11 protein-coding genes are annotated in these 8,867 nt (G+C 37.4%); 8 read left to right on the forward strand and 3 right to left on the reverse strand.

Annotation, left to right across the window (positions count from 1 at the left end):
* The 3 genes from FJR38_RS27275 to FJR38_RS27285 form a co-directional block, all read right to left on the reverse strand.
* On the reverse strand, nt 1-263 hold a 263-nt coding region (locus FJR38_RS27275), incomplete at its 3' end, for a transposase (protein WP_168540742.1).
* Between the two features lie 109 nt (nt 264-372).
* Complete coding sequence (locus tag FJR38_RS27280; protein ID WP_168540726.1) at nt 373-1,059, reverse strand: hypothetical protein; 687 nt, start codon at nt 1,057-1,059, stop codon at nt 373-375.
* A gap of 4 nt (nt 1,060-1,063) precedes the next feature.
* Nucleotides 1,064-1,429 carry a hypothetical protein gene (locus FJR38_RS27285; protein WP_168499683.1) on the reverse strand — a complete coding sequence of 122 codons (366 nt, stop codon included), beginning with the start codon at nt 1,427-1,429 and terminating at the stop codon, nt 1,064-1,066.
* A gap of 334 nt (nt 1,430-1,763) precedes the next feature.
* Here FJR38_RS27285 and FJR38_RS27290 point away from each other — a divergent pair, with 334 nt between their 5' ends.
* The 8 genes from FJR38_RS27290 to FJR38_RS27325 form a co-directional block, all read left to right on the forward strand.
* Nucleotides 1,764-1,961: a hypothetical protein gene (locus tag FJR38_RS27290; RefSeq protein ID WP_168499686.1), complete on the forward strand. Its 198-nt coding sequence runs from the start codon at nt 1,764-1,766 to the stop codon at nt 1,959-1,961.
* Nucleotides 1,962-2,577: 616 nt separating this feature from the next.
* Nucleotides 2,578-2,892 carry a hypothetical protein gene (locus FJR38_RS27295; protein WP_168540728.1) on the forward strand — a complete coding sequence of 105 codons (315 nt, stop codon included), beginning with the start codon at nt 2,578-2,580 and terminating at the stop codon, nt 2,890-2,892.
* On the forward strand, nt 2,892-6,842 hold the full coding sequence (locus FJR38_RS27300) for a plasmid replication protein, CyRepA1 family (RefSeq protein WP_168540730.1): 3,951 nt from the start codon (nt 2,892-2,894) through the stop codon (nt 6,840-6,842). Before FJR38_RS27295 ends, FJR38_RS27300 begins: the two co-directional genes overlap by 1 nt.
* Nucleotides 6,843-6,898: 56 nt before the next feature.
* Nucleotides 6,899-7,099 carry a hypothetical protein gene (locus FJR38_RS27305; RefSeq protein WP_168540732.1) on the forward strand — a complete coding sequence of 67 codons (201 nt, stop codon included), beginning with the start codon at nt 6,899-6,901 and terminating at the stop codon, nt 7,097-7,099.
* Nucleotides 7,100-7,103: 4 nt separating this feature from the next.
* Complete coding sequence (locus FJR38_RS27310) at nt 7,104-7,472, forward strand: hypothetical protein (protein WP_168540734.1); 369 nt, start codon at nt 7,104-7,106, stop codon at nt 7,470-7,472.
* A complete protein-coding gene (locus tag FJR38_RS27315) occupies nt 7,459-7,770 on the forward strand; it encodes a hypothetical protein (protein ID WP_168540736.1) in 312 nt (103 codons plus the stop codon). Before FJR38_RS27310 ends, FJR38_RS27315 begins: the two co-directional genes overlap by 14 nt.
* A gap of 142 nt (nt 7,771-7,912) precedes the next feature.
* A complete protein-coding gene (locus tag FJR38_RS27320) occupies nt 7,913-8,326 on the forward strand; it encodes a helix-turn-helix domain-containing protein (RefSeq protein ID WP_168540738.1) in 414 nt (137 codons plus the stop codon).
* A 169-nt stretch (nt 8,327-8,495) separates the two neighbouring features.
* The coding region (locus tag FJR38_RS27325; protein WP_168540740.1) for a transposase at nt 8,496-8,867 on the forward strand (372 nt) is incomplete at its 3' end.

An 8,867-nucleotide genomic window follows, 5' to 3' on the forward strand; every position in this document is an offset into this window, starting at 1 on the left:
GGATTTTCCCTGATCTGTTCTACTGTTTCTCTATCACTTATTCCTAACTTTTCTTTGATTATTAATGCCCCCAGTGCCATCCTAAATGTTTTGGCTGGTGCGCCTATTTTTTCTGAAAATATTGCTGCGTATTCGCCATCAAATTCCGACCAAGGGATCATTTTTGCCATAATTACCCATCGGTTGTCTAATGCCAATTTCTCCTCGAAGGGTAGTTGAAACTTTTCCGGTGCTGTTTCCTGTTCTTGCGCTTTTCTATACATCTTAATGCGCCTTAATGCAAGGGATTTTACTCATTTTAACTCTTTTTCTTGCACCTTTTTCACTTTCTATCCCCATCAAGTCATCTATTTGTCCCGGTTTTATGTTTATTCAGCAAGCCCTATGTAGTTGCTTTCCCAGTTCATCGGATAGGGCTTTGATTTCTTCTGATAGAGAGGATGGTAATTCTGGTAAGTCCTGAGCTACGGGTTGACGGGCATTAAGACCGCGTAGGGAGTCGAAAACCTGATGACGGGTTTCTAATCTGCGCTCTCTCAACTGGCCAACCAATTCAGAATCACGACTTTGGGCATTTTGAATAATTTGGGCGTTGCGGTAGGTATGAACCAAGTCAGCTAACTCTATGACCTCTTCTGACTCTTGGATCAGTTCTTCTAAAGCAGTGGGGATATTTGCCCCGGTGACAGGACTAGAAATAGCTTTAGGAGTAGAAGCCGCTATAGAAGAATTTTGTTCCTTCTGTGGTTCACCTGCGGCTGTTTCCTGTGCTGGCTGTAATGCCTTCTCTGTCTGGTTTTCAGGGTTTTGTGTGGTTTCCTGTGGTTCTAGCTGTTGCTGGGGCTGTGATGGAAGTGCTGGTTTTGTTGCTGTTAAGGAAGTAGCAACATTTTGAGCAACGCTAAACTCTACAACCTTGGCAGAATCAGCATTATCACAGTGCTGCATCAGTTCTAGTCTGAAAATCTGTTCATTTATACCTTGAGACTGGCAAAAATCGGCAATAGATACGGAATTGGGGTCAATAACTGCGGTTTTTTTAGATGTTCTTGCTGCCATTGCTTTATGCTCCTAGTTTGTTGAGGTTTCTTAGTGCGTTATGGTACGTATATTTTGAGTAAATACTGGGATTGTTCTTAATACCTAGCTTTACCCGTTCGGCTGTTTTCAGCTTACTAAACTCTCTACCCAATCGGCTTAAAATCCAGCATTGGTAAGGGTTTAAAGGGCTTTCAGAGTCAAAGCTTCCATCTGATTTTTTAGGGTAAGCTTCTCTGAAGCTGGCAATTCTCCAAAATGCTAAATTTGCCCACCTAACTACTGAATCTCTTGATACTCCTAGAATGTCTGTTAACTCAGACTTGGTTAATGGGTAATCGGTAAAGAGGTCATGGCTACAAGCCTTACTATCGCGGCGTTTACGTGGCATATCTTACATACAGCTTTTAGGAATTAGTGGGTAAACTATCAGGAAACATAGAGGAAACTGTCAGGTTATCCGTCATAGTGTCTAATGGAATCGCTCAAAGTCTTTACCCGCAGGAATTACAAGATATTTTTGAGGTTATCTGTTAGCTATCGGTGTCAGTTACCCGACTTATTTTTAATATAACGTAGTTGATATCATTTTGGTATTAAACTGGTATTAAAATAATTTATTATGGTTGCTTAGTTATATAAGTTATATTAATATTAATCTGGTATCACTTTAGTATTAATTGGTGCTAGATTGGTATAGCCAACATATTATAGAGATATACATAATGCCTACAGCTTATATGCCACGACAAAAAAGACCGACTACAGCACGGTCGATCCGACTTATAGATGAAATAGCTGCCGCAGTTGATAGCTTTGCTGATGACCAACTAATTAGCTCTAATGCTGCTGTGAATAAGCTTTTAAAAGATAGATTGACTGAATTGGGTTATATTTCCGACGATAAAAATAAAGCTAGTTAAAAAGCTATGCCCCAACACCCGAACCTTGAAAACTGAATATATAAGGTTTTTAGTATAAGTATCCTATAGCCTATAAGTAAAGCTTATCTATCAGGTTACTTAATAGGACTTTCTCAAAGCATAAGCAAAACTTATGTCAAGCCCATGATAAGTTTTGCTTATAGGTTAAAATTTCAGGTATTAGGGCATTCTCAGTAGAAAACCACGAAAGGTCTTGAGGTTTTTAAAGATACTAATCGCATAAGCAATATGTATCTAAACAACTTAGTGAAAGTTGTAGTAACCATGTATTATATGTTATGCTTAAAACTAAGCCGATTTTTCTATGCAGCTAAAAGCAGTCCGCCGATAACTTTTAGTGGCAGGCAAAAAAAAGCTGTTACGCGGCTTATTTGGCTGAAAAATTACCAGTTGACATTACTATCAAGAGATATTTTTTCCTGTTTTGTTTGCGACAAAACACCAAGGAAACCAGGCAACAGCCTACAATTTAAGAATTTTAAATATCTCACTATTCTATCCAGAATATATAGTTTTGTCAATACGCAAGTTATTCGTCGGTAATCGAGTAAAAAAAATAACCCGTAACTCAAACCACAACATTTGAGGTACAGGTATGCAAAAAGTAAACCATCTATTTTCAGAAAAGCAAAGTGTTAGTTCGTTACAACATAATGTTTTTGAATATCCTTCAATTATACAACTAAATAACGATATAGTCAAGCGGTTAGATTTAAAATATCTCGATTCTAGAGAGTGCAATTCCTGTGGAAAGTCCGAGGGGTGGCACGTAATAGAGAGAGAGAAAATCACACATCTAGCAGCTAATATCCACTGTAATAGCTGCGGAAAAGTCAACGGCTTTCTATCACCTACACAATGGACAAGATTACAAATCGTTAGCACTCGCCTAAACGGGGGTGCAGCATAATGAGTAAAGGTTATTATCAGCTTATACCCTGTCCTGTGTGTGCTTCTGATTCTGGCAAGTGCCGGGGCAAAGAAGATTCTGGTAAAGAGTTTATTCAGTGCATGACCCTTGCCGATGCTGTAAAGGGGCATATAGAAAATGGCTACAAGTGCATCAAACCATCAAATAACGGTTTTCAGCATAACAGCGCGACTTTCGTATTAGACAACTCTCAAGAGTGGACTGAACAGCAACTAGAAGAATGGAAAACCCGTCAGGCACTCAGAAAAGCCGATGAAAGACTAGAGGAGCAAGCCAAGAGGGAAAATGCTTTATCTGTTGATGACCGCCACAGGCACTATACAAAGATTCTTAAATCTCTGAGTCTGGATGCTGCCACCATTGCGGATCTAAAAAATCGCGGTTTTAGTCAAGATGAAATTGCTAATTGTGGTTTCAAATCTTTAAGTAATCTATACCCCTATACTTTCAAAAGTAAAGACGGTGAGAACGTCACCATTTACTACAAGAATCTATCCTTTAATGTTGATCCAAGATTACCAGGCGTAAACAAAAAAGGTAGCAGTTTACAGGTATCTGGAGAAGGTTATTTATGCCCTCTCAGAGATTACCAGGGTAGGATTGTAGCTTTACAGCTAAGACTACATAAAGCAGAAAATACAGGGCGTTATCGTTGGCTTAGTTCATCAGGCACGTTAGCTTTAGATGTTAATGGTAGTCTTGAGAACCCGTTAACGGTCTTCAAACCAGAAAACCCTACAGGAATAGCGATTGTTGAAGGAACAGGGGCTAAACCTTATCTAGCATCCAGACGGTTAAATAATATTGTCATCGGCGCGGCTGGTGGTCAATTTGCTGGTAGTCCTAAACTATTAGAGGAATACTTACGCCGTGCCAGTGAGGATGTAGGAAGTAAAGAAGTAGTTATCTATCCAGATGCGGGGGATGTTAAAAATAGTTCTGTCATGACCCGGTGGGAACAGGTGGCAAACTTAATTATGAGTTTTGGCTATACTGTCAAGTTTGCTTGGTGGGGTCAAGTTGATAAAGAATGTTGTGATATTGACGAATTGGATAATTTTGATAACATCAGCTATCCATTGTTAGGAGATATCAAGGCGATCGCTTCTGAGTTTCAATCTAAAGAAGTTGATGATTGGGCTTGGGATATGTGGAAAAAATCACATAGATTCAGTGCAACTTCAAAGCAGAATGACCCTCTTTTCAAATTTCCAGATATCCCAGAATCTAACGCAATCATAGCTAGTAAAGCTCCTATGGGTGGGGGCAAAACAGAAGCTAGTCTAAAATTAATCAAAAAAGCCAAGAAAGGCGTAAGGATTGTTGGTTATCGAAACAATCTGTTGCATCAAACAATTGAAAGAGCAAGAGAAAATGGCATTATAATTTATCATCTTAATGATGATTTTGGAAATGATGATAAAATTCTCATTCAAGATGAGAATACCCATCTTGCTTTTTGCATCAACTCAGCACATAACGAAGGCATTAATTATGAAGGTCATGATGTTTATATAGATGAATCTGTTTCTGTCTTACTGCACATTATTGACGGTGGAACGTTCTCAAACTTTGAACAACGCCGCGCAATGGAACAGCTAGAAATTATCGTCAAAGCAGCTAATCGTGTCTTTTTGTTAGATGGAAACCAGACAGACCTTGTAGTTGATTTTATCGCTAAACTAGACCCTTCAAAGAAAGTTATCAAAATAGAAAACACTAGGAAACCGAAACCACATAATATTATTTTCTGTGATGGCATCTTGAAGTTGGAAGATGGAGAAATTGAGTTAAAGCCAAGGGCAAAATCACATTTAATTAAGAGGATGAAAGATAATAAGTGTACTCCTTTTGTGGCAACTGATTCTAAGAAGTTGGCTCATGAGTTGGCACGATTGCTTACTAAAGAAGGTAAGAAAGGTATTGTTATTTCTGCTGACACAATAGCAGAAGCACACATTAAAGAATTTCTGAAAAATCCAGACAAATGGATAGCGGAAAATAAACCGCAATTTGTGATCATTACTCCAAGTTGTGAAAGTGGGATAAGCATTAAATATAATGGTGAATCTCAAATAATTAATGATGTTGAGGTAACAATACCGTATTTTACCCACAAGTTCTCTTTCTTTTGTGGAGTTCTCGGTACTTCTAGCCAGATGCAAATAATGTTCCGATTGCGTGATAATACACCGGATCACTATGTATTTTGTCCACACAGCACACAGCTAAGAGATAATAGCATCCCTACCAATTACACACCACGAGCGATAATATCTACTATTCTGGATAGAATCAATCTAAATAAAACAATGGCGATTGACTTGGCTAATGATAAGGAATCAGCAAAGGATATCATAGCTCATCTGATTAGTAGCCAAAAGGATGATAAGTGGTTTGATATTGGTGCTAAGTTCTGGGGTCTAGCTAATTATGAAAAGCAGAACCTTAGAAAATGCTTAATGTATAAGTTGGAAGAGTCAGGGCATAACGTTACAGAAATTCAAGAGGAAATTGATCACCAATTGGATGATCAACTCAAGGAAATGAAAATAGAGTTGATAGAAGCCGAAGCTAAGTTAATGTACAACTTAGAACCTTTTGCCACACTAGAAGAGGCTAAAAAACTAGAGAAAAAAGACAATAATCTGATTACAAACCAGAAAATCAAAAAGACTAAAATGATACTGGAGAGATTACCAGGAATACATGAAGTTGAGGGATATTCTGTAAAATTCTGGGAAAATCATCTACAAGATAGGTCATGGGTAACAGGTCATGAGAATTACGCTAGATTGGTTAATTTTGACGTAGCAATGAAACAGCATGAAGCCGATTATCATTTTAAAAGCACTGCTGATTATTGCTTTTTAGCTGGTATGCGTAGTTTGCGAACGTCAAGACTTTGGGCATTAAATGAACTCAAATTTTTAGACCTGATTCAATATGATGAGGATTATTGTAGGTTCTCAGAGTTTAGTAAGTTTTCACCTGAGATAATTAGCATTATTGAACAAATCAACGCTAGGGAAGATTTAAGAATAGCGTTAGGGATGTCTGAACCAATCAAGCCACAGAAAAATGATAAGCATATCATGGAAACCTTCAAAACCTTACTAGGTTACGTTGGTTTAGGTTTTGGTGAACCCGTGCAAAAGATTAATCCAAATACCAATAAAAAATGCAGATACTACAGGCTAGAACCGTCGGAGTTTAATGATCCTTTACGGTTAGCAATTATTGATATTGTCATTCAGAAGGATACCCAGTGGCTACAGTCTGACAAGGCAAAAGTTGACTGGACATTGAATAAATCTGCTGATCAGCTATCTATTGAGTTAGTCACAACCTATGCTGATGATTCTTGCTTAGGCTTCTTTGAAAAATCAGTTGCACCACAATATGAACCAACAGAAGAATACAAGCAAGCCAAGGAAAAATCAGACAAATACTCTAAAGCTATTCAGTTGGCGGAGGATATCTTGAGTGATGCGTTAGCTAATAATTATCGAGTTGTCAAGTCTGCTAGTGAGTTTATCAGCGTTAGAGGTAATACTCTTACTTATCGCAGTAATCTAGCTTGTGAGTCTGCCAGCATGAAGAATAACTCAGTCAGTCGGATTATTGATCACGCTTGGGATAAGTTATCTCAAGATGATAAAGACAGGATTTATGATTTTGCTGTAATGCCTCAAATTGCCGATTTAGATAAGGCAATCTTAGAAAACAATACTAGATTGTCTCCAGTGCATTTTGAAGCCCTTAATCAGCAAGATACATGGCGATTAAGACTAGAACAAGCTGCGTTTAACTATGGTAAAAACTTTGCTAAGTTTGTCTATTCTCAAGTAGATGCAAATTTGCGTAATTCTATTTGGAGTAAACTTTCTTACGATTGCCAGATGAGATATATCGAAGTCTGTAAATAATCCATAGTTCCCCTACCTTGGGGGGACTAATTTCCATATTCACACAGGAATAAATTATGTTAAGGTTGAATTATAAAAGTCTGGGAATTGACCCCGAAAAGGTCATCAGAACCAACAATGAACAGCTAGAGGAAATGATTGATTATTGTCGAAGTCTAGCCAGGATACATCAACGGCTTGGCAACACACAAAAAGCTGATAGATGTTTGTTTTTGGCTAATCAACAGGAACAGTTAATTAGAAATATAGGAGCATAAAGCAATGAAACCAGCAGTTGATCAAGAAAGAATTGTCAAATATTTAGAACAGTCCGAAGTTAGAGAATGGATTGAAACCCAGTGCAAAAGTTTGTCAGATTACCCTCAATTTTGCATAGATTTTGCAATCCGCGTGTTGGGACATGGTTTTGGTTTCAGGAAAAGTTTTGAATCACAATACTACATTCATAAAGATTCGAGATATGAATACCATTTTTATTTGAATACATCTCATGGTTATTTGGAAATAAACAGGTATTGCAGTTTTGGGACTAAGATGATTAAATCACGTTGTCCTATAGAGTTTAGTCGAGCCTATAATCAAATACCGCAGTTTAACCGATTGCATGAGGTTGGATATGGTAGAGTTTAAGCAAACAACCATCAGAGCATCAAATTTAGGTTTATCCCCTGGTAGTTTTGAAAAGTATTTTCCCTCGGTCAAAAACTTACTGCGGAAACAGCTTAATCAAAATAAGATATCTCACAAGGTTGCGAGAATAAACAAGATTACTCTGTTAGACAATGAAAAAGACCTGCTTATCTTTGAGTTTGAATTATCGGGATTAGAACCAATGACAGACTATAATCCCAAGATAGATGCTGTGTACTCTGTGGTTATAAAGAATGGCAACAAAGCCACTGTGATACCTGGTAAGGTAAACAAGTAAAATATTAATTCCTAAAAAAAAGATTTATATAGTCAGCACTAACTTTTAGTGTTGGCTTTTTGTTAGTGCCAAAAATGCCATAATTAGTGCCAATATCGTTATATAGTGCCATAATAGTATAAGAATATAACTATATAACGATATGGCGAATAAAGAAGATAAAGCTAGGATATGGCAACTGCTAGACAAGGGTATAAGTATAGGAGAAATTGAAAAGACCGCGAAAACAGCCCGAAGGACACTATACCGATGGTATGGAGAATGGCGTGATAATAAAGCCCCAAAGGAAGATAATACGCCTGTTATTAGCGAAGTTGTGACAGAAGTTAAGAAGCAATTAGAGTCACAGCTTGAGGTTGATTTTAGGGATGATTGGGTTAATGTTGCCAGCAAGCAAAGCATTAAGCATTGTCTTGTTAATGGTCAAATTGCGGAAGAATTATCAACTATTTTATTAAACGAAATTCAACAACCAGATATAAATTACCGTGCTGTAAGTGCTTTGAGTAGCAGCATAAATGTCCATAGTCGTCTGCATACTCCCTTCCCAGTGTAGAATTAGACGTAAAGTAGGCGAGAATTTCATGACTAGATCAGAGCAACTAAGTAGGGCTTGCTGATTAAAGCTGAAACCCTTATATAAATAGTGATTGAAGTCTATAAATGGGAAAAAAGTGCAAGGCAATCGGGTAAAATGGGTAAAAATCCTCACAAAAACATAGAAAATGTATCGAAAAATTGAAACTCTACCTACCCCCATAGAAAAGTTTAAACTGCCATTTGAGGGACAGTTGGCAGAAGATAATAGATGGGTAATAATGGCGAATTTAATTCCGTGGTCAGAATTTGAAGATCAATATGCGAAACAATTCACGATAGAAATAGGCGCACCAGCAAAGTCTTTTCGAATAGCCATAGGAGCTTTAATAATCAAAGAAAGATTGGGTTTAAGTGATAGAGAAACAGTAGAACAAATAAGAGAAAATCCATATCTACAATACTTTATAGGATTGAATAGCTATAGTAATAAAGCACCATTTGAGGCATCAATGTTAGTTCATTTTAGACAAAGAATAGATATAGAATTAGTGAAACAG

Source organism: Anabaena sp. UHCC 0253, from assembly GCF_009712085.1.
GTDB lineage: Bacteria > Cyanobacteriota > Cyanobacteriia > Cyanobacteriales > Nostocaceae > Dolichospermum.